The organism is Polaromonas sp. P1_F8, from assembly GCF_056405635.1.
In genome coordinates this window covers 828,675-853,645 of record NZ_JBFUBS010000001.1, presented here as the reverse complement: position 1 = coordinate 853,645, position 24,971 = coordinate 828,675, and the positions used below count along the sequence as shown (strand labels likewise).

At 63.6% G+C, this 24,971-nt stretch carries 24 protein-coding genes; 10 read left to right on the top strand and 14 right to left on the bottom strand.

What is annotated here, in order from left to right; all coding sequences use genetic code 11:
• The first annotated feature begins 21 nt into the window (after nt 1-21).
• Nucleotides 22-2,622 carry an ATP-dependent chaperone ClpB gene (clpB, locus tag AC1D1J_RS04025; protein WP_477693948.1) on the top strand — a complete coding sequence of 867 codons (2,601 nt, stop codon included), beginning with the start codon at nt 22-24 and terminating at the stop codon, nt 2,620-2,622.
• 275 nt (nt 2,623-2,897) lie between these two features.
• The gene (locus tag AC1D1J_RS04020; protein WP_477693947.1) at nt 2,898-3,830 is read left to right on the top strand and encodes a histone deacetylase family protein; all 933 of its coding nucleotides are present in this window, start codon (nt 2,898-2,900) and stop codon (nt 3,828-3,830) included.
• A 37-nt stretch (nt 3,831-3,867) separates the two neighbouring features.
• Here AC1D1J_RS04020 and AC1D1J_RS04015 read toward each other — a convergent pair whose 3' ends face one another.
• The 7 genes from AC1D1J_RS04015 to AC1D1J_RS03985 form a co-directional block, all read right to left on the bottom strand.
• Nucleotides 3,868-4,584, bottom strand: coding sequence for a YebC/PmpR family DNA-binding transcriptional regulator (locus AC1D1J_RS04015; protein WP_477685492.1), 717 nt, complete (start codon nt 4,582-4,584; stop codon nt 3,868-3,870).
• Between the two features lie 286 nt (nt 4,585-4,870).
• Nucleotides 4,871-6,763, bottom strand: a complete 1,893-nt coding sequence (locus tag AC1D1J_RS04010; protein WP_477694466.1) for a PAS domain-containing hybrid sensor histidine kinase/response regulator — start codon at nt 6,761-6,763, stop codon at nt 4,871-4,873.
• 59 nt (nt 6,764-6,822) lie between these two features.
• On the bottom strand, nt 6,823-7,542 hold the full coding sequence (locus tag AC1D1J_RS04005; RefSeq protein ID WP_477693946.1) for a glutathione S-transferase N-terminal domain-containing protein: 720 nt from the start codon (nt 7,540-7,542) through the stop codon (nt 6,823-6,825).
• A 110-nt stretch (nt 7,543-7,652) separates the two neighbouring features.
• Complete coding sequence (locus AC1D1J_RS04000; protein WP_477685494.1) at nt 7,653-8,159, bottom strand: CreA family protein; 507 nt, start codon at nt 8,157-8,159, stop codon at nt 7,653-7,655.
• Between the two features lie 179 nt (nt 8,160-8,338).
• Nucleotides 8,339-9,439, bottom strand: a complete 1,101-nt coding sequence (locus AC1D1J_RS03995) for a DNA alkylation repair protein (RefSeq protein ID WP_477693945.1) — start codon at nt 9,437-9,439, stop codon at nt 8,339-8,341.
• 77 nt (nt 9,440-9,516) lie between these two features.
• Nucleotides 9,517-9,831 (bottom strand): chaperone modulator CbpM, encoded by a 315-nt coding sequence (locus AC1D1J_RS03990; protein ID WP_477693944.1) that lies wholly within the window; start codon nt 9,829-9,831, stop codon nt 9,517-9,519.
• Complete coding sequence (locus AC1D1J_RS03985) at nt 9,828-10,823, bottom strand: DnaJ C-terminal domain-containing protein (protein WP_477693943.1); 996 nt, start codon at nt 10,821-10,823, stop codon at nt 9,828-9,830. The genes AC1D1J_RS03990 and AC1D1J_RS03985 overlap by 4 nt, the downstream gene beginning before the upstream one ends.
• A gap of 211 nt (nt 10,824-11,034) precedes the next feature.
• Here AC1D1J_RS03985 and AC1D1J_RS03980 point away from each other — a divergent pair, with 211 nt between their 5' ends.
• The 4 genes from AC1D1J_RS03980 (at nt 11,035) to AC1D1J_RS03965 (ending at nt 14,054) form a co-directional block, all read left to right on the top strand.
• Nucleotides 11,035-12,459: a coniferyl aldehyde dehydrogenase gene (locus tag AC1D1J_RS03980; RefSeq protein ID WP_477693942.1), complete on the top strand. Its 1,425-nt coding sequence runs from the start codon at nt 11,035-11,037 to the stop codon at nt 12,457-12,459.
• Nucleotides 12,460-12,660: 201 nt separating this feature from the next.
• Nucleotides 12,661-12,885 carry a hypothetical protein gene (locus tag AC1D1J_RS03975; protein WP_477685499.1) on the top strand — a complete coding sequence of 75 codons (225 nt, stop codon included), beginning with the start codon at nt 12,661-12,663 and terminating at the stop codon, nt 12,883-12,885.
• Nucleotides 12,882-13,244 carry a carboxymuconolactone decarboxylase family protein gene (locus AC1D1J_RS03970; RefSeq protein ID WP_477693941.1) on the top strand — a complete coding sequence of 121 codons (363 nt, stop codon included), beginning with the start codon at nt 12,882-12,884 and terminating at the stop codon, nt 13,242-13,244. Before AC1D1J_RS03975 ends, AC1D1J_RS03970 begins: the two co-directional genes overlap by 4 nt.
• Nucleotides 13,245-13,307: 63 nt before the next feature.
• Complete coding sequence (locus AC1D1J_RS03965; protein ID WP_477693940.1) at nt 13,308-14,054, top strand: hypothetical protein; 747 nt, start codon at nt 13,308-13,310, stop codon at nt 14,052-14,054.
• A 26-nt stretch (nt 14,055-14,080) separates the two neighbouring features.
• Here AC1D1J_RS03965 and AC1D1J_RS03960 read toward each other — a convergent pair whose 3' ends face one another.
• A complete protein-coding gene (locus AC1D1J_RS03960) occupies nt 14,081-14,896 on the bottom strand; it encodes a CAP domain-containing protein (RefSeq protein WP_477693939.1) in 816 nt (271 codons plus the stop codon).
• A gap of 258 nt (nt 14,897-15,154) precedes the next feature.
• Between AC1D1J_RS03960 and AC1D1J_RS03955 the strand changes: the two genes are divergently transcribed.
• Nucleotides 15,155-15,805, top strand: coding sequence for a hypothetical protein (locus AC1D1J_RS03955; RefSeq protein WP_477693938.1), 651 nt, complete (start codon nt 15,155-15,157; stop codon nt 15,803-15,805).
• A gap of 75 nt (nt 15,806-15,880) precedes the next feature.
• Here AC1D1J_RS03955 and AC1D1J_RS03950 read toward each other — a convergent pair whose 3' ends face one another.
• Entirely contained in the window at nt 15,881-16,726 is an 846-nt protein-coding gene (locus tag AC1D1J_RS03950) for an AraC family transcriptional regulator (protein WP_477693937.1), read from the bottom strand.
• Nucleotides 16,727-16,859: 133 nt separating this feature from the next.
• Between AC1D1J_RS03950 and AC1D1J_RS03945 the strand changes: the two genes are divergently transcribed.
• From AC1D1J_RS03945 to AC1D1J_RS03935, 3 genes are all read left to right on the top strand, one after another.
• Complete coding sequence (locus tag AC1D1J_RS03945) at nt 16,860-18,095, top strand: MFS transporter (protein WP_477685504.1); 1,236 nt, start codon at nt 16,860-16,862, stop codon at nt 18,093-18,095.
• A 113-nt stretch (nt 18,096-18,208) separates the two neighbouring features.
• Nucleotides 18,209-19,006, top strand: coding sequence for a MipA/OmpV family protein (locus AC1D1J_RS03940; RefSeq protein WP_477693936.1), 798 nt, complete (start codon nt 18,209-18,211; stop codon nt 19,004-19,006).
• A 330-nt stretch (nt 19,007-19,336) separates the two neighbouring features.
• Nucleotides 19,337-20,038, top strand: coding sequence for an HAD family hydrolase (locus tag AC1D1J_RS03935; RefSeq protein ID WP_477693935.1), 702 nt, complete (start codon nt 19,337-19,339; stop codon nt 20,036-20,038).
• A gap of 94 nt (nt 20,039-20,132) precedes the next feature.
• Here the strand turns inward: AC1D1J_RS03935 and AC1D1J_RS03930 are convergent, their stop codons facing one another.
• From AC1D1J_RS03930 to AC1D1J_RS03910, 5 genes are all read right to left on the bottom strand, one after another.
• Nucleotides 20,133-21,011 (bottom strand): sugar phosphate isomerase/epimerase family protein, encoded by an 879-nt coding sequence (locus AC1D1J_RS03930; protein ID WP_477693934.1) that lies wholly within the window; start codon nt 21,009-21,011, stop codon nt 20,133-20,135.
• Nucleotides 21,012-21,043: 32 nt separating this feature from the next.
• A complete protein-coding gene (locus AC1D1J_RS03925) occupies nt 21,044-21,934 on the bottom strand; it encodes an NAD(P)-dependent oxidoreductase (protein ID WP_477693933.1) in 891 nt (296 codons plus the stop codon).
• Between the two features lie 4 nt (nt 21,935-21,938).
• Nucleotides 21,939-22,640 (bottom strand): SDR family NAD(P)-dependent oxidoreductase, encoded by a 702-nt coding sequence (locus AC1D1J_RS03920; RefSeq protein WP_477693932.1) that lies wholly within the window; start codon nt 22,638-22,640, stop codon nt 21,939-21,941.
• A gap of 11 nt (nt 22,641-22,651) precedes the next feature.
• Complete coding sequence (locus AC1D1J_RS03915) at nt 22,652-23,617, bottom strand: Bug family tripartite tricarboxylate transporter substrate binding protein (protein ID WP_477693931.1); 966 nt, start codon at nt 23,615-23,617, stop codon at nt 22,652-22,654.
• Between the two features lie 159 nt (nt 23,618-23,776).
• Nucleotides 23,777-24,958, bottom strand: coding sequence for a dihydrodipicolinate synthase family protein (locus AC1D1J_RS03910; RefSeq protein WP_477693930.1), 1,182 nt, complete (start codon nt 24,956-24,958; stop codon nt 23,777-23,779).
• Between the last annotated feature and the right edge of the window lie 13 nt (nt 24,959-24,971).

The following is a 24,971-nucleotide window of genomic DNA, read 5'->3' as shown; positions in this document are numbered from 1 at the left end:
CCCCTTTGCGGAGTCAAATCAATGCGACAAGACAAACTAACCACCAAATTCCAGGAAGCCCTGAGCGATGCGCAGTCCCTCGCGCTGGGCAATGACAACGGCTATATCGAGCCGGTTCACCTGCTGGCCGCCATGCTGCGCCAGGAAGACGGCCCGCGTGCCCTGCTGGAAAAAGCCGGCGTTAACGTCGGCGGCCTCACGCAGGCAGCTGATGCGGCCGTTAAAAAACTGCCGCAGGTGCAGGGCCAGGACCAGATCCAGGTCAGCCCCGATCTCGCCAGGCTGCTGCAGGCCACCGAAAAAGAAGCCATCAAGCGCAATGACCAGTTCATTGCCGGCGAGCTGTTTTTGCTGGCTGTGGCCGACAGCAAGAGCGACGTGGGCCGGCTGGCCAAAGAAAACGGCCTGACTCGCAAGGCGCTGGAAGCGGCGATTGACGCCGTGCGCGGCGGGCAGGGCGTGAACAGCGCCGATGCCGAAGGCCAGCGCGAAGCCCTGAAAAAATACTGCATGGACCTTACCGAGCGCGCCCGCCTGGGCAAGCTCGACCCGGTGATCGGCCGCGACGATGAAATCCGCCGCGCGATCCAGGTGCTGCAGCGCCGCACTAAAAACAACCCGGTGCTGATCGGGGAGCCCGGCGTCGGCAAGACCGCCATCGTCGAGGGCCTGGCCCAGCGCATCGTCGCGGGTGAGGTGCCTGACTCGCTCAAGGGCAAGCGTGTATTGAGCCTGGACATGGCGGCGCTGCTGGCCGGCGCCAAGTTCCGCGGTGAGTTTGAAGAGCGCCTGAAAACCGTGCTCAACGAACTCGCCAAAGACGAAGGCCAGACCATCGTCTTCATTGACGAGCTGCACACCATGGTGGGCGCCGGCAAGGCAGAAGGCGCCATGGATGCGGGCAATATGCTCAAACCCGCGCTGGCCCGCGGCGAATTGCATTGCGTGGGTGCCACAACGCTCGACGAATACCGCAAGTACATCGAAAAAGACGCCGCGCTGGAGCGCCGCTTCCAGAAAATCCTGGTGGGCGAGCCGAGCGTGGAGGCGACGATTGCCATCCTGCGCGGCCTGCAAGAGAAATACGAAGAGCACCACGGCGTGCAGATCACCGACCCGGCCATCGTGGCCGCGGCCGAGCTGAGCCATCGCTACATCACCGACCGTTTCCTGCCCGACAAGGCCATCGACCTGATCGATGAAGCCGCGGCCAAGATCAAGATCGAGATGGACTCCAAGCCCGAGGTCATGGACAAGCTCGACCGCCGCCTGATCCAGCTGCAGATCGAGCGCGAAGCCGTGCGCCGCGAAAAAGACGAGTCTTCGAAAAAGCGCTTCGACCTGATTGAAGAGGAGATCGCCAAGCTGCAAAAAGAGATTTCCGACCTCGATGAAATCTGGCAGGCCGAAAAAGCCCAGGCGCTCGGCTCCAAGGACGTGATGGAAGAGATCGGCCGCATCCGCTTCCAGATCGAGGAATTCACCCGCAAGGGCGACTTCAACAAAGTCGCCGAGCTGCAATACGGCCAGCTGCCGGCGCTTGAAAAACGCCTGAAAGAAGCGCAGGACAGTGAAGCCAGCAAGGGGAAATCCAACGCCCCCACGTTGCTGCGAACCCAGGTCGGCGCTGAAGAGATCGCCGAAGTCGTGGCGCGCGCCACCGGCATTCCCGTCAGCAAGCTGATGCAGGGCGAGCGCGACAAGCTGCTGCTCATGGAAGGCAAGCTGCACGAGCGTGTGGTCGGCCAGGACGAAGCCATCGGCGCCGTGGCCAATGCCATCCGCCGCTCGCGTTCGGGTCTTTCCGACCCTAACCGGCCTACGGGGTCTTTCCTGTTCCTGGGCCCCACCGGCGTCGGCAAGACCGAACTGTGCAAGGCGCTGGCCGGCTTTTTGTTTGACAGTGAAGACCACCTGGTCCGCATCGACATGAGTGAGTTCATGGAAAAGCATTCCGTGGCCCGCCTGATCGGCGCGCCTCCGGGCTACGTGGGCTACGAGGAGGGTGGCTACCTGACCGAAGCCGTGCGCCGCAAGCCCTACAGCGTGCTGCTGCTCGATGAGGTGGAAAAAGCCCACCCCGACGTCTTCAATGTGTTGCTGCAGGTGCTGGACGATGGCCGCCTGACCGACGGCCAGGGCCGCACCGTGGACTTCAAGAACACCGTGATCGTCATGACCAGCAATATCGGCTCGCCCATTATCCAGTCCATGGTGGGGCAGCCTTACGAGGATGTGAAAGAGGCGGTGGAGGGCGAGCTGAAGAACTACTTCCGGCCCGAGTTCCTGAACCGTATCGACGAGACCGTGGTGTTCCATTCGCTCGACGCGAAAAACATCGAGTCCATCGCCCGCATCCAGCTGCGTACGCTGATAGCGCGTCTGCAGAAGATGGACCTCAACATGGAGGTGTCGGAAGCGGCGATTGCCGAGCTCGCCAAGGTCGGGTTCGACCCGGTATTTGGCGCGCGTCCGCTCAAGCGTGCGATTCAGCAGCGCATTGAAAACCCGCTGTCGAAGTTATTGCTTGAGGGCAAGTTCCCGCCCAAGAGCACCATCCCGGTGGATGTGGACCCGATCCAGAATCCGGGGGTGTTCAGCTTCGAAGCGTCGGCTGGATGAGGCCGGGCTGAGCGGCGCCTGCAGCTTGCTATCGGATTGATAGCTGCCCGCGCTCGCCAGCAGGGGGCTGGCGGCCATTTTTGATGTGAAAAATACGAAAACCCGTTCCTGCGCACGCAGGCAACGGGTTTTTTCTTGCTCGCCCTCTGAGGCGGCAAGCGGAGCCGCTTACCGCCATGATCCGTTAAAGTCATTCACGAGGCCGTACAAAACCCGCAGCCATGAAAGCCATCGGCTGCATGGCGGCGCCGGCGCTGCAAAGGAGACAAACGCCCATGAGCACCCTGATCTACACCCACGAAGCCTGTTTCGACCATCGTCCCGGCCCGCACCACCCGGAGTCGCCCGAGCGTCTTGAAGCCGTGCTGCAGGCACTGAAGACACCGGAGTTTGCGAAGGCGCTCTGGCGCGATGCGCCGCTGGGCTCGTTCGATCAGGTGCTCCACGTGCACACACCCGGCTATGTGGAGCAAGTGCAGGCGGTGTCGCCGGCCGAGGGCTACCGCGCGCTCGATGCCGGTGACACCATCCTGTCACCGGGCTCGCTGGAGGCGGTGATGCGTTGCGTGGGCGCAGCCTGTGCCGGCGTGGACGATGTGGTGACAAGGGAGGCGAGCAACGTTTTTTGCGCTACCCGCCCCTGCGGACATCATGCCGAGGCAGATCAGGCCATGGGCTTTTGCGTGTTCAACCAGGCGGCCATTGCCGCGCTGCATGCGCGCGAGCGGCACGGCATCCAGCGTGTTGCGGTGGTGGACTTCGATGTGCATCACGGCAACGGCACGCAGAACTCGTTCTACGACGACCCGGACCTGTTCTACGGTTCCTGCCACCAATCGCAGTTTTACCCCGGCACCGGCGCGCGCCATGAAACCGGCGTGGCCGGAAACATCGTGAATGTGCCGTTTCCGCGGGGCACCGGCTCCGCCGCCTTCCGCACCGCGATGACCGATCAGTTGTTACCGGCCCTGCGCAGGTTCGCACCCGGGCTGCTGATCATCTCCGCGGGTTTCGATGCCCATCATCTGGATCCGTTGGGCGGCCTGAAGTTCACGGACGACGATTACCACTGGATCACCCGGGAGTTGATGAAGGTGGCCGATGAAACTGCCAAGGGCCGTGTGGTTTCCGTCCTCGAGGGAGGCTACAGCCTGGAGGGCCTGGCCAGCGGCACGGCGGCGCATGTGCGCGCGCTGATGGGCAACTGATTCGGGAGCGCGCCCGCGGAACGCAAACAACCCAGCCCTAACTGCCCAAGCCCGCATAAATGGTCTGCACATCGTCATTGGCATCGATGGCGGCCAGGAAGGCTTCGACTTCCTCGAGTTCGGCGGCGCTGAGGGTTGCCGGATCGACCGGGTTTTTCGGCTTGTAGCCCAGTTTGGCCGACAGCACGCTGAAACCCTGGGCCGGCAATGCGCGGCTCACCAGGTCCAGGTCGACAGCATCGGTCAGGAACAGGGTGGTGCCTTCTTCTTCACCCGGCTCAAAGTCCTGGGCGCCTGCTTCAATGGCGGCCAGCTCGGGGTCGGAGCCTGCTGCTGCAGCGGGTTCGGCTTCAATCATGCCCACGTGGTCAAAATCCCAGGACACCGAGCCGGAAGTGCCCAGCTGCCCCTTGCGAAACAGCACGCGAACTTCGGAGGCGGTGCGGTTCAGGTTGTCGGTCAGGCATTCGACCATGACCGGCACGCGGTGCGGGGCAAAACCTTCGTAGATCACGTGTTCAAAATGAACCGCATCGCCCGTGAGGCCGGCCCCTTTTTTGATGGCGCGCTCCAGCGTGTCCTTGGGCATGGAGACCTTGCGGGCCTGCTCCACCACCAGCCGCAGGCGGGCGTTCAATGACGGGTCGGCACCGCTGCGCGCGGCCACCATGATTTCCTTGGCCAGTTTCCCGAATACCTTGCCCTTGGCATTTGCGGCCAGTTCCTTGCCTTTTGCTTTCCACTGCGCGCCCATGTTTGATCTTCCTTGGTATGCCGTGACGCTTCATGCGCCCGGCTTGATGCTTATTGATGTGAGGTGAGCGGCCACGCGCGGGGTGGGAAAAGCGCGGGACCGAGGGCTCTGGTTATACACCCATGATCGCGGTGGCCGGCCGGCGGGCCTTGCGGGCGGGCCAGACACATTGGCGTTTCTGGAGTTGCTATCTATTTGATAGCTGCTGGCGCTCGTTGCTATTAGGTTGCAGGCCTTTTTGATGCCTGAAAAGGGGCAGAAACAGCCTTCCTGGCCGCCCAAACGCTCAAACCACCACGCCGGCGGTCTGCAGAAATGCCTGCAGGGCGGTAAAGTCCAGCGGCTTGGTGAGGTGCTCGTCGAACCCGGCGGCCAGCGCGCGGCTTTTGTCTTCGTCCGTGCCGAAGCCGGTGAGGGCCGCGACCGTCACCTGCTCGCCGCCGTGCAGGGCGCGCAGGGCTGCCAGCACCTCGTAGCCGTTCATTCCCGGCATGCCGAGGTCCAGCAAAACGGCCTGGGGTGCCTGCTGGCGAAACATCTCCAGCGCAGCGGGGCCGTCATAGGCCACTTTCACCTGGCAGTCCATCAGCCTGAGAATCTCCGCCAGGCTGTTGGCTGCGTCGCGGTTGTCGTCCACCACCAGGATGGCCGCGCCCGGACCGCTTGCGTCATCGGTGCCGTGCACGCCTATCTGCGCATTGGGCAGGAAAAAAGTGAATGTGCTGCCGCGGCCTGGGCCCTCACTTTCAGCATGCAGTGCGCCGCCGTGCATTTCCACCAGGGAGCGTGCCAGCGTCAGGCCGATGCCCAGCCCGCTTTCCCGCGCGGCTGTCTGCGCGTCGCCCTGGGAGAACAGCTCGAAGATCTGGCTGAGCGCCTGGGACGACAGACCCAGCCCGTTGTCGCGGACCGAGGTATAGAGCTGCGTGCCCTCTTGCCAGACTTTCAGCTCGATCAGGCCCGCCTCGGGGGTGTACTTTGCGGCATTGACCAGCAAGTTCTGCAGGACCTGAGCAAGCCGTGTGGCGTCTCCCTGCACCAGCGGCGATGCGGCCGGGATGTCTGCCTTCAGGCGGTGGCGCCGCGCATCAAACAAGGGGCGCACGGCCTCAATGGAGCGGGCCACCACCTGGTTGTAGGAAACTTGCTCCGCCTTGAACCGGATCTTGCCGGTGGTAAGCCGCCCGACATCTAGCAGGTCGTCGACCAGGCGTGTCATGTGCGTGAGCTGCCGGTCGATCATGTCGCGGCTGCTTCGAACCAGCGGGCTGGGGGAGGGTTCCAGTTGCAGGATGGTGATGGCGTTGCGGATGGGGGCCAGCGGGTTGCGCAGCTCGTGCGCCAGCATGGCCAGGAACTCGCTCATGCGCTTGCTGGATTTTTCCAGCTCGTGCAGGCGCCGCCTTTCGGTCATGTCGCGTGTGACTTTGACAAAGCCGCGCAGTTGCCGGCCTGTGTCATACACCGGGGCAATCACCACATTGGCCCAGAACACCGAGCCGTCCCGCCGAACGCGCCAGCCTTCTTCCTCAGCCCGGCCATGCTCCAGGGCCGCCTTCAGTTCGGCTTGGGGTTTGCCGGCCTCAAGGTCTTCAGGACGGTAAAACAGGCTGAAATGTTTGCCGATGACTTCGCTCGGGCTGTAGCCCTTGATGAGCTGCGCGCCGCTGTTCCAGCTCTCGATCACGCCGTCGGGGCTGAGCATGAAGATCGCGTAGTCCCGCACCCCTTCGATCATGAACCTGAAGCGTTCCTCGCTCTCGCGCAGCGCTTCCTCGTGAGCCCGGCGCTCCGTGAGGTCGCGTGTGACCTTGCCGAAGCCGGCGAGTTGTCCGTTCTCGTCCCTGAGCGCGGTAATGACGACATTGGCCCAGAAACGGCTGCCGTCCTTGCGTATGCGCCAGCCTTCTTCCTCGAAGCGCCCATCTCTTTCCGCGCGGCGCAACTCCTCGGCGGGCCACCCGGCGGCGACCGCCTCTGGGGGGTAAAAGGTGGAGAAATTGCGGCCGATGATCTCGTCGGCCCGGTACTGTTTGATGCGCTGGGCGCCGATATTCCAGGACATCACGTTGCCCGCGGTGTCGAGCATGAAGATGCCGTAGTCCTGCACCGCATCCACCAGCAGGCGAAAGCGATCCGTTGTAATCTGTTCCGGGCTAGGAGCTGGCTGGGCGGACATGCCCGCCATGATAGCCAATTTGACCATCCCGGCCTGTCCGCCTTGTTCGCGTGGGAGCGTCAGCCGCGCGCGGGTATGCCCAGCCCCTTGACGACCGCAGGGCGCGCCACAAACGCGTCGAGCACGCGCGTCACGTTGGGAAATTTCTGGATTTCCACCAGTTCACCGGCGCCATAAAACCCGATCAGGTTGCGCACCCAGCCGAAGGTGGCGATGTCGGCAATGGTGTAGTCGTCGCCCATGATCCAGCTGCGGCCTTCGAGCCGCTGGTTCAGCACACCAAGCAGTCGGCTGGATTCGGCAACGTAGCGGTCGCGCGGGCGCTTGTCTTCATAGTCCTTGCCGGCGAACTTGTGGAAAAAGCCGAGCTGGCCAAACATCGGGCCGATCCCGCCCATCTGGAACATCAGCCACTGGATGGTTTCGTAACGGGCTGCTGCGTCCGTTGGCAGGAATTTCCCGGTTTTCTCGGCAAGGTAGATCAGGATCGCGCCGGACTCGAAAAGTCCCAGCGGTTTGCCGCCAGGACCGTTCGGGTCGAGGATGGCCGGGATCTTGTTGTTCGGGTTCAGCGACAGAAATGCCGGCGACATCTGGTCGTTGCTGCCAAAGTCGACGAGGTGCGGCTCGTAGGGCAGGCCGCACTCTTCCAGCATGATAGATACCTTGACGCCATTGGGCGTGGGCAGCGAATACAGCTGGATGCGGTCAGGGTGCTGGGCGGGCCATTTCCGGGTGATGGGGAAATCGGTCAGGGAGGCGGCGGTGGTTTGGGTCATGGGTCGAAATTCTGTTGTCAAAAGCGAAAACGCCGACGGCACAGCCCGCTAGTCCCGCCGGCCAGCGGGGGTATTCAGGCCCACCAGCCGCGAAGACCGTAGCCGGGCCTTTACTTCACCGGAATCACCGTGCCCGCCGGCACCGGAACCGCTGTCACGCTGTTCTGCGGCGAACCTTCGATCACACGGTCGGAATAGGTGAGGTAGACGAGGGTGTTGCGTTTGGTGTCCACCATGCGCACCACACGCAGCTTTTTGAAGACCAGCGAAATGCGTTCGCTGAACATTTCTTCCTGCTTATCGATCGGTTTGCCTCCCGGGAAACTGATCACGCTGGTCTGCCGGCAGGCTATCGAGGCTTCGGCCTTGTCTTCGGCCACGCCGAATGCGCCCTTGATACCACCCGTCTTGGCGCGCGAGACATAACAGGTGACGCCGCTCACCTTGGGGTCGTCATAGGCTTCCACTACGATTTTATGGTCCGGCCCGATGAATTTGAAGACCGTGTCGACTGCGCCGATCTCTTCACCGCCGGCGCCTCCGCAGGCGGACAGAAGCAGCACCAGGCTGAGGGCGCAATAGGCGGGGCTGAATCGTTGCAGGGTGAGTGGGCGCATGAACATGTCCTTGGTGCTTGGTATGGGAATCGGAAGGGCGGCGGGGGGGCGTCAGGTAGCTACTGTACAAAGCTTGCTGTCAGGTGCCTGGGCAACGAGGTCCCGACATGAGGGTGCCGTATCTGGATGCTATATATTTTATAGCTGCTGGCGCTCGTCCTTATTGGGCTGCAGCCATTTCAGGTCTTCACCAGGTCAAAATGCCCGCTCGCAAGGCATTCCCCATTGACCATGATGTCCACCGCGTGCCGCCCGGCATGGTGCACACGGGTGGTGAAGTCGCGCACGACCTGGCTGCGCGACAGCTGCACGCTTTCGCCGGCGGCCAGCGTCAGCTCCTTGAGTTTGAATACCTTAGCCGAGCTGCTGCCCGATTTCTTGACGTAGTGCACCGCATAGTCCACCACCAGCCGCTGGCTTTGGCGCGAGGTGGATTGCAGCGTGAACGACAGTGCCATCCGCTCGCCCAGGGTGAGTTTCTTCGGGCTGACGGACAAACCTGTGATGCAGACGTCCGCCTTTCTACCGGCGCCGATCACACCCAGCGCCTGCCTGTCGCCCTGTTTGATCAGCGTGCGCAGCGCGTGCCGGGCAATCCACGCGGTGTGCGGGTTGTCCAGCGGCCAGATCTTCAGGCGCCCCAGCACCCAGTCGGGATGCAGCTTGGTGACGTCGTTGAGGTGGTTGGCCACCGACTTGCGTACGTAGAGGCTGCCGTCGGCCTTGAGTGCGTCCAGGATGGGCGCGGCAAGTTCGGGATCGGCCATCAGCGCATCCAGCCTGAAAGACCAGGGCAGGCGAGGGCGACTGCCTTCGCTGGCCAGGCGCCGCACATGCTCGCTCTCGTCTTTGGCCCAGGCCTTCATCACGGCCAGCGTGCGCGCAGGGTCCTGGCGGATGAATTCGCGGATGGCGAACTCCGAGGAGCCGAAGGCGGTGAAAAACTTCAGCGCCTCCATGGAGGTGTCGAAATCATCGCGCCCATACAGGCCCACATAATCCGGCAGCACCAGGGTGACGAAACCGCTGTTGATGCGTGGCGCCAGCTTGCGCAGGATGGCGATGGTTTTCCTGTAGTCGTCGGGCAGTGTTGCATGCAGGCACTCGCTGGTGCGGCGCAGGCGCTGCATCAGCGAAAGGTCGTCCAGGCCGGGCAGCGCGAGCGCTAGAAACTTTTTACCGTCAAAACGTGGGTAGACCACGGCGGTTTCAGCTGCGATGTGGTGGTAGCGCGCCTTGTCAAAGATGTTTTTCAGGGCGGGCGCTGCTTCGGTGGACATGGCGCGAATTCTCCCATGCTGCTTTGGCAGTGAGCGCCATGATCTGTCCTATATAAAAGATTGCCCGCGCCGGTGGGTCAGTTGTCCTGCAGACGGTGCAGCTGTCGGCGCAGGCTGTCCAGCTCGTCCATCAGTTCCAGTGCCAGTGCCGCACCGGCCGGATTCACTCCCAGGTCGCGCTGCAGGCGCACGGCCACGGTGGCGCGGTGCAAGTGCACGCCGGTGAAGCGCCAAACCTCAGGCGCCTCTCCCATCGGCGCCAGCACGCCTTCGTGTACCAGGTCCACGATGAGCTCCGACTGCGCGGCACAGGCCCGGCAGAGATCGTCAAGGGTGAGTTCATCCTGGTCTTCCAGGATGAAGCCGGCGAGGTAGCGGGTGGGGGTGTTCATGCCTTGGCTCCGGAGGTTTGCAGGGCGGCGCGCGGCTTGAAAGCCTTGAATGCCACCGCCATGTCTTCGTACGCTTTCTTTGCCGCATCCGTGTCCGCGGCTGGCAGGACCACCTGCAGCACAAAATAAAAATCTCCCAGGGTCTTGCCCGGCAGCCCGCGCCCCTTGAGCCTGAGCTTGCGCCCGCCGGCAGAGCCCGCCGGGATTTTCAGCTCCACCTCGCCGGTGGGCGTGGGCACTTCCACCTCTGCGCCCAGCGCGGCTTCCCATGGTGCGACGGGCAGATTCATGTACACGTCATGGCCCTCGGCACGGTACAGGGCATGCGGCAGAAATTCAACATCCAGGTAAAGGTCGCCCGGGCTGCCCTGACCCATGCCAGGAGAGCCCTGGCCCGCCAGGCGAATGTGCTGGCCTGCGCGTATGCCCTTGGGGATGACGAACTCGATGCTGCGGTCCTGCATCGTCACGCCGGCTTCGCTCTCCACCGGCATGCGCAACTGCAGCTTGCGTGTCGCGCCGCTGTAGGAGTCGCCGATGTCGATCTGGATTTTGGCGTGCTGGTCCTGGCCATGCATGTCAAAGCTGCGGCCGCCGCGCATATCGTCAAAACCACCCCGGCCTTGCGGCCCTCCGCCCATGCCGCGGAAGATCGCGTCGAAAAAGTCGCTGTGGTCAAAACCTTCGGCTCCGCCAAAATGGGGAGCGCCGGCGGCACCTCCCGAGGCCTGCCCCGGGTTCCAGCCCGGTGGCGGGCGGAAGTCCTGCCCGGCCTGGTAGTTGGCGCCCAGTTGGTCGTAAGCGGTGCGCTTTTCAGGATCGCGCAACACCTCGTAGGCTTCGGCGATTTCCTTGAAGCGTGCCTCGGCGTTTTTTTCCTTGCTGACGTCGGGATGGTATTTGCGTGCCAGCTTGCGGTGTGCCTTTTTGATCTCGTCGGGCGTGGCGCTGCGCTCTACGCCCATGACCTTGTAGTAATCCTTGAATTCCATGAAACACTTTCATCAGGGATGGTTTACCTGCCAACCACCATAGCGGATAAGTGCCGGCGCGATTGTCAGTCAAATGCCTGAGAACCCGTTTAGACCGTCGACAGGTTCTGCATCAGGTCTGTAAATGGGGTCAAGTGCCTCAGGGTCAACCCGCAGTGCTGCTGGAGTTGCGTCCCTACTGCTCTGCCCCTGTGGCCCCTATCATGGCCGCATGAGTTCCAGCCCACCTCCGTCCGTCCTTCGAACATTGTTTGAAGCCCAGCACCAGGCCAGCCGCGCGCAGGCCGAGGTGCCGCTGGCCCTGCGGCGGGAACGCCTGCTGCGCATTCGCGCCTTGCTGGACGAGCACGGCAGCGCGCTGGCACAGGCAGTCAACGCCGACTTCGGCGTGCGGTCGACCCAGCTCACCGAAATCGCCGACATCTTTGTGCTGCGTTCGCTGTTGTCCAGCACGCTCAGGCATTTGCCGAAGTGGATGAAACCCGTGAAGGTGCGCACGCCGCTGTACCTGCAGCCCGCGCGGGCCTACCTGCAGCGCCAGCCATTGGGCGTGGTGGGCGTAGTGTCGCCGTGGAACTACCCGGTGCAGCTGTCGCTCGGGCCCGTCATCACCGCGCTGGCAGCCGGCAACCGCGTCATGCTCAAGCCCAGTGAGCTGACGCCGAAAACTTCGGCCTTGCTGGCGGCCCTGATTGAACAATTCTTCGCACCTGATGAGCTCTGCGTGGTGCAGGGCGACGGCGCCCTGGCCGCCGAATTTGCCGGGCTGCCGTTTGACCACCTGTTCTTTACCGGCTCCACCGCCGTGGGCCGCAAGGTCGCCGAAGCGGCCGCCGCCAACCTCACGCCCACCACGCTGGAACTGGGCGGCAAGTCACCCTGCATCATCGACGCGTCCTGCGACATCGACAAGGCCGCCATCAAGATTGCCCACGGCAAACTGCTGAATGCCGGCCAGACCTGCATCGCGCCCGATTACGTGCTGCTGCCGAAAGGCAGCGAGACGGCCTTTGGCGAAGCCTTTGCGCGCGCCGTGTCCACGCTGTTCCCCACCATTGCTGGCAACCCCGATTACGCCGCCATCATCAGCCCGCGCCACCACGAACGCCTGCAAGCGCTGCTGGCCCAGGCCGAAGGTGAGGGCGCGCGCCTGCAAACCATCCAGGCCGGTGCGCCCGGCGTGGGCGCGGCGTCGCGCCAGATGGCGCCGGTGCTGGTGTTTGATGTACCCGCCGGCTCGAAACTGCTCAGCGAGGAAATCTTCGGCCCCATCCTGCCGGTGATTCCCTATGCGTCGATCGATGACGCGATTGGCTATGTCAACGCCCGCCCCAGGCCGCTGGCGCTGTACTGGTTCGGCACCGACACCGGTTCTCGCGACCATGTGCTGGCACGCACCGTGAGTGGCGGCGTCACCGTCAACGACACGCTGATGCACATCGCGCACGAGAACCTGCCTTTCGGCGGCGTGGGCGAAAGCGGCTGGGGCAGCTACCACGGCGAAACCGGTTTCCTGCGGCTGACGCAGCAAAAGCCGGTGATGGTGCAGTCAAAGTGGGCGAGGGGAGACCTGTTTTATCCCCCTTATGGCAAACGCTTTGACCAGGTGATGGGCTTGCTCAAGCGCCTGATCTGAGGTTTGACCTGAAGGGCTGGCGTTCTGGTGACGGCGCCGTTCAAATTTCTTTGAGGAAACCTGAATCCTTTTGCTGAATGCGGGCCTCTTTGCCGGTATCAACCACCGACAAGGAGCTCCTGATGTTTTTTTCGCAACGAAATCTTCCTGCCTGTGCGCGGGGCGGCGCCATGGGTGGCACCACATCCACCGGAGGCGCCCGTGTTCTGTAGCACTTCGGTCACCCAGCATGTGCTGCGCGGGATAGGCGCACTGGCCTTGCTCGCATGTGCCGCCCTGGTTTTCCAGGTGCATCCCCTGTGGGCGCTGCTTCCTCTGGCGGGTGCGCTGGTGTTGATGCGTGGCTGCCCGATGTGCTGGCTGGTGGGTCTGTTTGAAACCATCGCAAGGCGCCGCAGGCCAGCTGACAGCAAAGGCCAGCCATGAGTACCAGTTATCAGTCACCCCAAGACCTGCAACGGGCGCCAGCCTTCGTGCGGCTGGCACCTGTAGAGGCCCAGGCTTTCCTCGCGTTTGACCATGCGGCCAAGCGCGAAGGCGGCCATCTTGAGCCCCGTGTGCGCGAGCTGATTTCACTGGCGGTGGCGCTTACCACCCAATGTGGCTATTGCCTGGACGTGCACACCCGTGCGGCCAAACGGCTGGGCGTGACCCGCGAGGAGCTGGCGGAAGTGGTCCTGGTTGCGGCGGCTGTGCGGGCAGGCGCCAGCGTGGGGCACGGCCTGCTCGCCTTGCGCCTGTTTGATGGCGACGGGGACGAGACGGCGCTTCCTGCTGGTAACTGAAAGGCCTGGCCCATTCCTTGACGCCCCTTTAGAATCCCCCAAAAATAACTGGAGGGGTGGGCCATGCCTTTTGTCGGATTGGGACTTCATTTCATCGTGGCGGTGTTCTTTGCCGTCCATGCCTTGCGCAGCGGCCAGCAGATGTACTGGCTGATCATCCTGTTTTCGTTTCCCATGCTGGGCAGCCTCGTTTACTTCCTGGCGGTCTATCTGCCGGACTCGCGGCTGGAGCGCGGCGCGCGCAAGGTCGTGGCCGCAGCCGCAAAAACACTGGACCCGACGCGCGAGCTGCGGGAAGCGCACGCCGCGTTTGACTACACGCCCACCGCGCAGAACCAGATGCGGCTGGCCTCCGCGCTGCTCGAAGCCGGCCAGGCGCTGGAAGCTGCGCAGAGTTACGACGCATGCCTCAAGGGCCCGTTCGCCTCCGACCTGGAAATCCGGCTGGGCGCCTCAAGGGCCTATTTCGCCTGCGAGCGTTATCCCGAGGCCATCACCCACCTTGAATTCATCCGCAAGACCGACCCCGCCTTTCGCGCGGAGCTGGTGTCGCTGCTGCTTGCCCAGGCGCTGGGCGGCGCCGGCAGGGGTGTGGACGCGAAAGCGGAGTTTGAATCCGCCGTGGAGCGTTTCGGCAGCTTTGAAAGCCGCGCTGAATACGCCATCTGGGCCGCGATGAACGGGGATACCGCCACCAGCGCGCGCCTGCAGATTGAGCTGCAGCGGTCCATGGAACGCTGGAACAGGCACACACGCGAGCTGAACAAGCCCTTGCTGCGCCGCCTCAACGCGGCGTTTGAAAAACACTGACAGCAGGGCGCCCCGGGCAAGGTGACTTACCGCTGCGCCCCGAATACCTGCACCCAGTAAATACCGGCGCTGCTTTGGGTGTTGACCGCAAAGGCCGCGCCCATCTCTGTGTACGCGGGCGCCATGATGTTGGCGCAATGGCCGGGACTGTTCAGCCAGCCCTGCACTGCGGTATCGGCCTGCATTTGGCCCGCGGCGATGTTCTCCCCGATGGCTTTCCAGCCGTAGCCTGCGCGTGCGGCGCGGCTCGCCACATCGCTGCCGTCGCGCCCGGTGTGGCTGAAGTAGTTGTGCCTCGCCATGTCTGCGGCATGCACCTCGGCGATGCTGTACAGCAGCGGGCTTGACTGCAGCGGCTGTGCCGCCGCGAAAGCCTGCGCACCGCAGCGGCGCGGGCTGGCGCGTGCTTCATTGACCGAAGCCAGCACCCGCGCTTGCACATCGCCGGCCTGGGCCGCCGCGGGAGGCGAGAAGGGGGCCGCCAGAATGACCCAGGTTTGTGCCCCGCGCTGGTAAAAGCCGGCTTCAGCGAGCTCCGCATGCATGACTGCGCTGCATGATTTGCCCAGGGTCCTGCGCGCCAGCGCCGAGGGGCCGGTCGCGCCGCGTACGGCAATCTGCGCGGTCCGCACGGCGCGGTAGTCGACAGCTTTCAGGGCGTCGTCCATTTTGCGGCCACCCGCCATCAGCTGGGCCGCCCGCGACAAGGCGCTGTTTTCACGCAGCAGGGAAACCTTGGCGCCGCGCCCGTCGCAGCCATCCTCCCGAACCCGGTTCAGTTCGCGCAGCAGCGTGGGGTGCGGCTCGGCAGGCGCCTGGGCATGGCCTGTGGTTGCAAACATGACAACAGCCATTGAAGCCGTCGCGTGACCCCATCTCCTGCCGGTTTTTCTTGCTGCGCTGAGGAAGTTCATCGGGCCATGATAACCAGCCGGGCCCGGTGGCGTGCTGTTGTACGGCTGACGTGGAGTGCTATTGTTTTGATAGCCGCTTGCGCTCATCTCCAAGGGCCGGAAGGTGAATTTAGTTCGCAATTGGGAGGATGACTTTTCACCGCTGAACGGGCCGCTAAACTTCGGTCACCTGACGCCGGTCAGGATTTGTGCAACATCCTGACTGCCCGTACTCAACGCCTGCCCAATGCCTCAAACCTGTCGCTTGACCTGCTGCGCATGCGCCTGAGTCGTCCTTCCTTCAAAGTTCGCCTGCTGGCCACGCTGGTGCTTGTACCGGTAGTGGCGTGGTTTGCTGTCAGGCCCGTGCGGGTGATCGCGCCGGAACTGTCCGGTGTTTCATGCCTAAGCGCCTCGGTGTGTGTGGACGACAAAGCCCGATTTAAAGAGGCTGCCCGGCTGCATGCGGAGGGCATGGCCTTCGTGTCTGCCAGGGTCGGTGCGATCCAGGGGATGCCGAAGATGGTCTTTTGCGCAACACAGGCGTGCGCCGATGCTTTCGGCCTGGGTATGCGTTCGGCCGTCACCTTGGGTACTTTCGGCACCGTTGTGGGGCCGCGCGCCTGGAAGCCGTTTTACGTTCGGCATGAGCTGATCCACTATTTGCAGGCCGAGCATCTTGGCACGCTCTATCTGCTGCTCAAACCTCAATGGTTTGTCGAAGGCATGGCTTACGCGCTGAGTGAGGACCCGAGGTCGCCGTTGGGTGAGCCTTTCGAAAGCCACCGCCGGAAGTTCCTTCTGTGGTTTCCCACGATCAGCCCGCGAACCCTCTGGCAGGCGGCAGGGGATCTGTAGGTTGCGAGCCAGCGCACTATCGGTTACCTGAAAATGCTACTGTTTTGATAGCTGCTTGCGCTCGTCATCATTGCCTTACAGCCTGTTTTTACTCTGGAAATGACTGGGTGGCTGGCCCATGGCGGCCTTGAACATCGCGGTGAAGGCGCTGTCACTGGCATAACCGCTGGCCGCCGCCACGGTGCTGACCGATTGCCCGCGTGTGAGCAGGGGCAGGGCGTGGGCCAGGATGGCCTGCTGGCGCCATTGCTGGTAGCTCAGGCCCAGTTCGTCGCGAAAAAGCCTGGCCACCGTGCGTTCGCTGGCGCCAGTATCGGCGGCCCACTCGGCCAGCGTAGCCCGCTCTGACGGTGCGCGCAGCACGGCTTCGCAGAGCGCGCGCAGCCGCTTGTCCCCGGTTTGCGGATGCGGCATGGGCACGCCGAGTGCCTGGGTGTCGGCACGCGCAAGTTCGTCCAGCACCAGGCTGGATAGAAGCTGTTCCCGGGCGGTCGGCAGCGGGTGCTCTGGGGTAGCTGAATCGAGCGCGTGGATGGACTCACGCAGCAACGGCGACACCACCATCACGCGGCAACCAGTCCAGCCTTTTGGGGTGGCGCTGGCGTCGAGGTACAGCGTGCGGAATTCGGCCGCTTCCAGCACGGTGACATGGTGTTGCGCCCCTGGCGCGATCCACACGGCGCGGGAGGGCGGCACGATGTAGGTGACTTCGCCGCCCGCATGGCCCGACTGCTCAGCCGTAACTTGCAGGACCCCCGTGGAGCAGTAAGCCAGCTGCGCCCAGGCATGGGAATGGGGCTTGAAATGGGTATCGGCTTCCAGCGTCCGCGCCCGCACGCGCACCGGCCGCTGGCGAGTGGGGGTGAAGTTGTCGGTGTCGCCCACCGGCACGAAATGGAGCGGGGCTTTACGTTGCGGCATGGTTGGAGATTCTGTTCACCTGAATCTGGATGTGATCGTGGGGCGAATGCCATCAAAGCGGTTTGTCCGAAATTCGATGAAACATGGCCTTATGTCGCATTTCAGAAGGCTTGGCCAATACTACGATAGCGCCATGAATACTTCAAGTACGACCCTGAACGCGCCCGCCGCAGTCCCTTTTCGCACCGACGCCAGCGTGATCGGCCTGGTGGGCCTGGCGCACATGATCAGCCATTTCAGCCAGCTGCTGCTGGCGCCGCTGTTTCCCTGGCTCAAGGAAGAGTTCAGCGTCAGCTATGCGGAGCTGGGCTTTTTGATGACGATCTTTTTTGTGGTGTCGTGTGCGGTGCAGGCGCTCTCGGGTTTTGTCGTCGACCGCTTCGGCCCGCGCCCCATATTGTTCGCCGGCCTGAGTTTGCTGGGCGTGGCGGCTTTTGGTTATTCCATCAGCACCAGCTACTGGATGCTGGCCGGCTTTGCCGTGATTGCCGGTGTCGGCAATGGTGTGTTCCATCCGGTCGACTACACGCTGCTGAACCGCAAGGTCAGCGCGCCGCGCCTGGGCCACGCCTACAGCGTGCACGGCATCACCGGCAGCCTGGGCTGGGCACTGGCCCCCGCAGTGGTGGTGACGCTGACGTTTGCCTATTCGTGGCGCGTGGCATTGGCCGCGGCCGGCGTGCTGGCTTTTGCCGTGCTGGCGGTGCTGGTGATGAACCGCGACAAGCTCACCCTCACGATGGCGGCGCCGGTCAAGGGCGCGCCCGCGGCCGACAGCAGTCTGGGTTTCCTGAAGATACCGGCCGTCTGGATGTGTTTTTCTTTCTTCTTCTGGTATGCCATTGTCCTCAGCGTGGTGCAGGCTTTTGCACCTGAAGCGGCGCGCCACCTGCATAACGTGCCGCTCGCACTGGTGGCTATCTGCCTGACGGTTTATATGGTGTGCAGCGCGGGCGGCATGGTTTTTGGCGGCTTCCTGGCATCGGATCCCGCGCGTTGCGAGCGCATTGTGGGCATCGGGTTTGGTGCGGCGGCTGCCGTGGCGGTGCTGCTGGCCGCAGGCAGCTACCCCGCATGGGTCGTGCCTGTGCTGTTCGGCATCATGGGCTTCGCCACCGGCATCGCCGGGCCGTCGCGTGACCTGCTGGTTAAGCGATCAACCCCCGAAAACGCCTCGGGCCGGGTTTACGGCGTGGTGTATGCGGGCCTGGACATCGGCCAGGCCGTGTCGCCGCTGATCTTCGGCGCGATGATGGACCACGGCTACTACCGCGGCGTGCTGCTGGGCCTGGCGCTGATGCAGGCGGTGCTGATCGCCAGCGCCTTCAATGTGCGCCGGGTGCGGCGCACAGTACTCGCCACGGCCTGAGCGTTCCGGGGCTTGAGTGTCGCGGCCCCGCGACGCGTCTGCAGGACAGGTGTGTAGTTTTTCCTGCCCGGTCCTATACTGGATCGCATCATTTTGCGGAAAGAAGGCATGCGATGAAACGTCTCACCCGGGCTTCTTCTCCTGCATCTCAGGGCGTCTGGTTTTTGCCGTCCGCTGTGATCTTCACCGGGTTGGTGTTTACGGGCATCGCGCAGGCACAACCCACCCCGCTCAAATACCAGCTGACGGGCGACGTCGGCGGCGCCATGTATGGCACGCAAAGCGTGATTCGCAGCAAGAGCAACGATACCGCCTTGCTGCCCTATGCCTATGCGGACTATGGCCGTTTCTTTGCGCGTGTCGACACGCTGGGCATCAAAACCGCAAGAATGGGCTACGGCTACCTGGAGTTTTCCGGCCGCATCAGCCAGGACGGCTGGCGTGCCGATACCGCCGCGCTGTCGGGACTCAAGGACCGCAAGCGGCCGATTCCGCTGGGCATAGGGACCTTTCAGGAGACGCCATACGGCGGTTTTTTCGTGAACGCGTTTGTGGACGCCAACAAGTCGCACGGTGCATTGCTGGAAGCCACTTACGCGGCGGAGTTCAAGGTCGGCAGCTGGTCGTTCTTTCCGCAGGTGGGGCTGGAGCATGCCAGCGCCAAATACAACAACTACCTCTACGGCGTGACCTTGGCCGAGTCGGCCGCCAGCGGGTTTTCAACCTACAACGCCGGCGCTTCGACAGCGCCCACGTTGGGCCTGGGGGTCGATGTGCCGCTCGGTGCCCCCTGGGTGCTGACGATGCAGCTGCGCCGCAAGTGGCTGGGGTCTTCGGTTCAGGGCAGTCCCCTGGTCAGCCGCCGGACGCAGGACACCGGGTTTATCGCCGTGTCGTACCGCTTCCGCTAGAGCGGCTTGCCTCAGGCCAAGCCGCTCTAGCGGGCGTTACTACGAATTGGCCACCACTTATCATGAGTGGATGGGGACCGGCGACTACGGAGTGGCGCTCGCGCACTGTACGGTCCCGATTGTCCCTGGCTGCGGCATTGATCCAGTTGTTTGCCGATGAGCGCCAGCTGAGGCGACGCTGCCTACCATCAGCTGACCCCGAGTTCCCTCCCTTTACGTAAACAAGGACATATCAATGACTTCAGCAGGCACCGGTTTCAAAAATGTGGGCAAGCGTTATGGTGATGCCATCGACCCATTTCTCAAGGCGTCTCTGAGGCGGGGCGTTTGATGACCCGGCAAGCCCAGCTCAGCGGCCCGAGGACCGACGCACTCATTTTTGACATGGACGGCACCATGGTCGACTCCATGCCGTGGCATGCCTGGTCGTGGGGTGAGTTCGCCAGGCGGCACGGCATTGAGATGGCGCTCGACGACATCCTCAGGCGTACTACCGGGCGCACCTGCGTGGAGTGCATGAACGTATTGTTCCAGCGGGACATTGAAATTTCCGAGGCACTGCTGCTGGTGGCTGAAAAAGAAGGTCTTTATCGAGAAATGTTCGCGCCGGTGTTCGCCGAGGTTGCGGGCTTCAAGGCGTTTGCCGCGTTGGCCAAGGCGCAGGGGCTGAAAGTGGGTGTGGGAACCGCCGGTGACCAGCACAACATCGCATTTGTCATGGCCGGGCTTGCCATGGCGTCCCCGCCTCATGCCATTGTGGGCGGCGACGAAGGCCTGCCCGGCAAACCCGAACCCGCCATATTCCTGGAAGCGGCGCGCCGCATGGGGAAGGCCGCAGACGCCTGCATCGTCTTTGAAGATGCGCCCTTTGGCATAGAGGCCGCGCGCCGCGCTGGTATGCGGGCCGTGGCAATCTGCACCAGCCACAGCGCCGAAGAGCTCTCGGGGCCGCACGTGATAGCCAGCGTGCGCGACTACAACGAACTCATTGACAGCAACTTTTTGGGAAAAATTTCTGTGCCCGCCGTGTGATGAGCAGGAGCTCCCTAGGGAAAATTCCTGGCGGTCAACGGCTTATCCTGGCTCCTCTCAGGTAGCCCATTCGCTGGCAGAACTGAGGGGGTTTCTATACCGCGCTGCGGTGCCGGGCAATGCAGGTGTCCAGCACCTCGCCTGTTTCGCGCTGCCACCAGTTGTTGGCGGAAAAGATCTCCACCTCGCTGTAACCCGCGAACCCTTGCGCTTCCATCCAGCCGCGGATTTTCGGGATGTCGATCACACCGTCGCCCATCATGCCGCGGTCGTTCAGCAAATCGGCCGTGGGTGTCAGCCAGTCACAGGCGTGGAAGGCGAGCAGGCGTTCCTTGCCTGCCCGTTCGATTTGCGGCTGCAGCTTCGGGTCCCACCACACGTGGTACACGTCTACTGCCACACCGAGCGCGCCGCTTTTTGAGGGGTCAAGGGCATCGCAGACGTCGAGCGCGTGCTCCATGGTGTTGATGCAGGCGCGGTCTGCCGCATACATGGGGTGCAGCGGCTCGATGGCCAGTGGCATGTTGCAGCTTCTGGCGTACTCGAGCAATTGGGCAATGCCGTCGGTGACCTGGCTGCGCGACAGCACCAGGTCTTTGTGTGCGGCCTTGCCGGCCAGCGCGCCGGGCAAACCGCCCACCACCAGCACCAGGCAAGCGGCCTTGAGTTCGCAGGCTTCATCGACGGCGCGGCGGTTGTCATCGTGGGCAGCCTGCAGGCCGGAAGCATCGGCTGCGGGGAACATGCCGCCGCGGCAGTAGCCGGAGAGTTCAATCCCGTGGGTTTTGACGAGTTTCGAAACAGCGGGCAGGCCGGCGGCCGCGACCTGGTCGCGCCACGGCGAGATCGCCTTGATGCCGCGCTGCACGCAGGCTTCGATGATGGCGGTCAGCGGTTGCTCGACGCCGCGGCTTTTGCGCACGGTCGCGGTGTTGATGGAGAGCCAGCGGTGGTCTTGGGAAAAATTACGCATGCGGTCAAGGTAGGGGTGTAGTTTTAGCGAAGTCAGTTGGACGGTGGCGTGGTTTTCTGCCGGCGCAGTTCGCGGATGATGGCCGCGTTGTCGAGCTCGCCGTCGCCGGCGGCAATGGCTGCGCGCATCAGCGCTGCATGGGCTTCGGACAAGGGCAGTTTCTGGCCTTCGGCCGCGGCACTGTCAATCATCAGCTTGACGTCCTTGAGGTGCTGGTGAATGCGCGACTGCGGCGCAAAGTCTTCCTCCACCATCATCCGGCCCTTGGCCTCGGCCGCGCCTGACGTGGCCGGGCTGGCCAGCACCAGCGCCAGGAACTGCTCGGGGGGAATGCCCATGTTTTCGGCGAAGACCATGCCTTCGGCCAGTACTGCGCGGTTCAGGCCCAGCACCAGGTTGGTGGCCAGCTTGGCCTTGGCACCCATGCCGGCGCCGCCGACGTGGATGCGTTTGTCTGAAATGGTGGCCAGAACGGATTCGCATGCCTGCAATGCCCCGGCCTCGCCACCCAGCAGCAGAGTGGCTTCACCGGCGGCTATCTGCTGGCTGGAGCCCGAGAGCGGCGCTTCGATGAAGTTGATGCCGCGTGCTGCGAGCCGCGCGGCCAGGGCCGCGAGTTCGTGAGGTGTGCCGGTGGAGCAGTCGATGATGCTGCGAACGCCGAAGACGGACAGCAGGCCGCCCGGTCCTTCGACCACCTTGAGCACATCATCGGTATTGAAGACCGCCAGCACCATGCAGGAAGCCGCATTGGCAACTTCGGCCAGGGAGCCGGCAGCGCGGCCGCCTTGGGCGGTGAGGGCCGCGCGGGCTTCTTCGCGCAGGTCGAACCCGGTGACCTGGAAGCCGGCGGCCGTCAGGCGCTGCGCCAGCGCGGTACCGACCAGGCCCAGGCCGACAATGCCGACAGCGTTTGCGGCCATGCCTTCACGCCGCAAGCGACGCGCCTCCGCAGATCTGGATCTCCTGGCCGGTGATGGCCGCGGCGTCGGGCGACAGCAGGAAGGTGACCAGCGCGGCAATCTCTCGCGGTTGAATCAGCCGGCCTAGCGGCGGCAGCTTCGGCGGGACCGTCGTTCGCGCCGGGTCGGCAAGCATGGCTGTTTCGGTGGCGGCCGGGGACACCACATTGACGGTGACACCCGAAGCCACGGTTTCAGCAGCCCAGCTGCGCGCCAGCGCCACCAGCGCGGCTTTGGTGGCCGCGTACTGGCTGCGGCCTGCCATGCCGCGTGCCACGCGGCTTCCGACCAACACCACGCGGCCTGCGCCCGCCTGCGCCATGGCGGGCACCATGAGGTTGGCGATGCGCGTGACAGCATCCACGTGGAGCTGCCACATCAGCGCCGAGTCTTCACCGGAAAGCGCACCAAGCGGGCCCACGCGCAGCACCCCGGCGGCGTGGATGAGCGCTTGTACCCCGCCCACTGAACGCACGGCACGTTCCGTCGCTTCGGTGTTGCACAGGTTGACTTCGGTGGAGGAAAACGCCGGGTGCACGATGCGCGCAGGCGCCAGGTCCAGTCCGACGACGTCCCAACCCTGATCAAGCAGTGCCTGCGCAATGGCCAGGCCAATGCCGGAGCTGCTGCCCGTGACCAGGGCGCGTTTCACATCTTCAGTGGTCATGGTTGTGCATGTTACTCAACACGGATATTCCCGTCCGTGATGATCTTCTGTGAGCGCGCCATGTCGCTGCTCTGGAATTTGGCGAAATCTTCCGGTGTGCCGGGCGTCAGCACCAGGCCTTGCTGGAGCAGTTTCTCGCGCATGTCGCTGGCCAGCGCCTTGTTGGTCTCAGCGTTGAGTTTCTGCGTGATGTCAGCCGGCAGCTTGGCCGGTCCCCACAGGCCGTACCAGCTGTAAAACTCGTAGCCGGGAATCGTCTCTGCCACGGTCGGCACATCAGGCAGGTTGGGCACGCGCTTGTCGCCGGTGATGGCAACGACGCGCAACAGGCCGCTCTTGTGGTACTGCAGCGAGCCGAGGATGGGGTCGATGAAGCCGTCGATTTGGCCGCCAATCAAATCCTGGAAAGCCGGCGCCGTGCCCTTGTAGGGCACCACGGTGTATTCGATGCCGCCGGCGCGCTTGAGGAGCTCGGTCGACAGGTGGCCGGCCGACCCGATGGAGCCGACCGCAAACGTCATCTTGCCGGGGTTGGCCTTGGCGTGGGCAATCAGCGACTTCACGTCGGTGATCGGCAGGTTCTTGTTGATGGCAATCGACAAGGGCGCCTTTGCAACGAGCGAGACGGGCGTGAAGTCTTTCACCACACCGTAGGGCACGGACTTCATGGTCATGGGGGCGGTGGTGAAAGTGGAGGCATTGAAGAGCAGGGTGTAGCCGTCCGCAGGCGCCTGCGCGACCACATGCGCACCGATGGTGCCGTTTCCGCCCGCACGGTTTTCCACCACGAAGGGCTGGCCCATCTGCTCGCCGAGCTTCTGCGCCAGCTGCCGGCCCACCGCGTCCAGCGTGCCGCCGGGCGGAAAGGGGATGATGACCTTGACCGGGCGGCTGGGATAAGCCTGCGCCGCGGCGCCGAAGGCGGCGGCTGCGAGGGCTGTGGCCAGGGTGGCCTTGAGGAAAGTGCGTGTCTTCATGGTTGTCTCCAGGTGAATTTATTTATGAACGATCTGACAGGAATATCGCGACGGTTTTTTCAAGCAGGCGCCGCGGAACCGGCTTTGCCGGGCCGCCAGCGCCGCCCCCTTGAGGGGGGAGGCCGCTACACGCAGTGAGTCGGCAACGGGGGGGAACCATTACATGCCGTGTAGCGCCAGCAGTGTCTTCATGCGCTGGGTCGCGAGCTCGGGGTGCTCGAGCAGGTTGGCCGCATCGGCCAGGCGAAACAGCTCGGCAAAATGCTGCAGCGAACGTGTGCTCTGCTGCCCGCCGACCATGGTGAAGTGCTTCTGGTGGCCGTTGAGCCAGGCCATGAAGACCACGCCGGTTTTGTAAAAACGCGTGGGCGCGGCAAAAATGTGGCGCGACAGCGGCACGGTGGGGCCGAGGATGGCATGGAATTTTTCGACATTGCCTTGCGCGAGTTCGCCTAGCGCGGCGCTCGCGGCCGGTGCGATGGCGTCGAAGATGCCCAGCAGGGCATCGCTTTGTCCGTGTATGGCTTCCTTGCCGAAACCGTCGCCGGCAATCAGCTCGGCGTAGTTGAAGTCGTCGCCGGTGTACATGCGAACGCCCGCTGGCAGGCGCCGGCGCATGGCGATTTCCTTGTCCTTGTCGAGCAGCGAAATCTTGATGCCGTCAACCTTGTCGGGATGGGCGTTGATGATGCCGAGCGCCGTGTTCATGGCTTTCTCAACATCGCTGCTGCCCCAGTAGCCCGCCAGCGCCGGATCGAACATGTCGCCCAGCCAGTGCAGCACCACGGGTTGCCTGGCCTGGCTCAGGATACGGTCGTAGACGCGTTCATAGTCTGCGGGGCTTTTGGCGACGCGGGCCAGCGCGCGGCTGGCCATCACGATGAGTTTGCCGCCGAGTTTTTCAATCGCAGCCATCTGCTCTTCGTAACCGGCGATGACTTCGTCGACGCTCTTGACGTTTTCCAGCACCAGGTGGTCGGTGCCGCAACCGGAAGCGACCAGCGCGCCCGGCACGTCCTTGGCGGCGTCGAGTGAGCGGCGGATCAGCTCCAGAGAAGTCGGCCAGTCCAGACCCATGCCGCGCTGCGCCGTGTCCATGGCTTCGGCCACACCCAGGCCCAGCGACCACAGGTGGCGGCGGTAGGCGATGGTCGTGTCCCAGTCGATCGCGCAGTTGACCCAGGGATCCACTGCGGCCAACGGGTCGGCCACCACGTGAGCTGCCGAATAGGCGATGCGGTTGAATTTGATACCCGGTGCCGGCTTCACCGGTGTGCTGCCTTGCAACGTGTAAGGCCGCAGGCCGCCCACGGCGACAGGCAGCGAAAGGGTTAAAGCCATGAATCTACCTTTT